This is a genomic window from Desulfurellaceae bacterium (genome assembly GCA_021296095.1).
In the GTDB taxonomy this organism is placed as follows: domain Bacteria; phylum Desulfobacterota; class Binatia; order Bin18; family Bin18; genus JAAXHF01.
The window spans coordinates 95,731-97,407 of record JAGWBB010000005.1; the positions used below are offsets into that span (position 1 = coordinate 95,731).

The 1,677-nt window shown below is 65.7% G+C and carries 1 protein-coding gene and 1 pseudogene; both read right to left on the reverse strand.

The window, feature by feature from the left end; translation table 11 throughout:
• Nucleotides 1–732, reverse strand: a pseudogene (locus J4F42_02295) (IS5 family transposase).
• Between the two features lie 807 nt (nucleotides 733–1,539).
• The coding region (locus J4F42_02300; protein MCE2484318.1) for a hypothetical protein at nucleotides 1,540–1,677 on the reverse strand (138 nt) is incomplete at its 5' end.

The following is a 1,677-nucleotide window of genomic DNA, read 5'->3' on the forward strand; positions in this document are numbered from 1 at the left end:
AGAGGACGTCGAGCTTGTCAAATCGGGTGAAGATGCGCCGGAAGGCTTTCAGGCGGCGGAACAACCGCTCCACTTCATTGCGTTTCCGGTACAGCTGGCGGTCATAGGTCCAGGGCGCAACGCGGTGGCGCTTCGGGGGGACCACGGGCGTGACCCCTAACGCCAGAGCCAAGTGGCGGGTTTCCTCTCCCTCGTAGGCCCGATCCATGAGCACCGGCAGCCCCGCTGGCTCCGGCTTCAGGCGGCGCAGGAGCCGCCGCCCCGCCCGGGCGTCATGCGCCTGCCCGGGAGATAACGCCAGCGTCAGGGCCGTCCGGGCATTCGCGGCAACCAGATGCAGTTTGGTCGTCCAGCCTCCTCGGGATTTGCCGATGGCCTGGGGACCGTTGGCTTGATGGTCCGCCTCCCTTTTCCGCCCGCCGCCGACCGATGCGCCTTGGCCGGCGTCGAATCCAGCAGCAGGGCCACCGGCGGCCCCCCGGCCGCGGACAGCCGCGCGAACACGCCGTCCCAGACGCCTTTGCCCGCCCAGCGCACGAACCGGTTGTACAGCGTCTTGTCTGGCCCGTAGACCGCCGGCGCATCGCGCCACCGGCAGCCACTCTGCAACACGTGGATGATCCCCGAGATGACCCGCCGGTCGTCCACCCGGGGCACGCCCCGCACCTTGGTCGGCAACAGCGGCTGGAGCCGCGCGAATTGTCGGTCAGAAAGCCAGAAAGAGTTGGGCAGCGCACTTCCTCCCTCACAGCACAGAACCCCATCACACGCGGTTGACCCAGACTACCCCCTTTATGAGTCCGGAGCCTAGAGCATTTTCACCCTATGTTGAGTCATGGCTTTGCGGGCGAGGCTGTGGGACATGCCTCGGGCGAGACATGGAAGCGCTTGGGAAGCCTCTCAGACGCATCAGAGATCACTGAAAATGCTCTAGCCTGTGATAGAAAGCGCCCCAGGAGGGAGCTGTCTACTTTCCCGCCATGTCTTGCAGCGCGGGCCTGGAGGACGGGCAAATCTTTGCTTGGACTCTGACCGTCCGGTTGTGTCGGCTTCGGGGTGCCGGTCGAGTCTTGAGCGACCCGAAAGCCGTGGCGGCAGACAGGATGTGGGCTTGATGATTTCCTGGCTCCGTCTCGTCGCAAAACCGAACACTATGTCCGTTATTGGTCCCGCTTTGCGTTCGCGCCGGGGCAGGGGTGGACTTCCTCCCAGGGGCACGGCTCTTTCTCCTCGCAGAGCGAGGTGTCAGGCCTGTGCGGTTCTCTCCCCTTGACTGAAGGACTACGCCAGCCGCACCAGCGAGACAAACTCTCCCCGATAGCCAAACGCATCCTCCCCGCGCGCGCTCCGCGCGTCAAGCTCAACACATCGCCATAGCCAAACGTCTCTGTGCACGTGCCCCCGCGCAACAGCTGGCCAGAGGCCGCCACCGTAGCGGCAAACCGAAAGCGCGGCGTGGTCTGGGCCAACTCCGGGGTGAGCAGGGCTTTCGGCACGGGCCATTCCGGGGCGGCCGTGCCGAAAGGCCGAGCCAGCCTGCTAAAGCTGCATGCGCTCTGCATACCAGCGGTGGAACTGCCACGTCGTTTTCTCGAGGTGCGAGAGCCAGGTGGGGGAGGCGCCCCGGGACGCCCAGCCTTGCTGGACGGCGATGGAGGCGTCCGTGTCCTCTCGCTG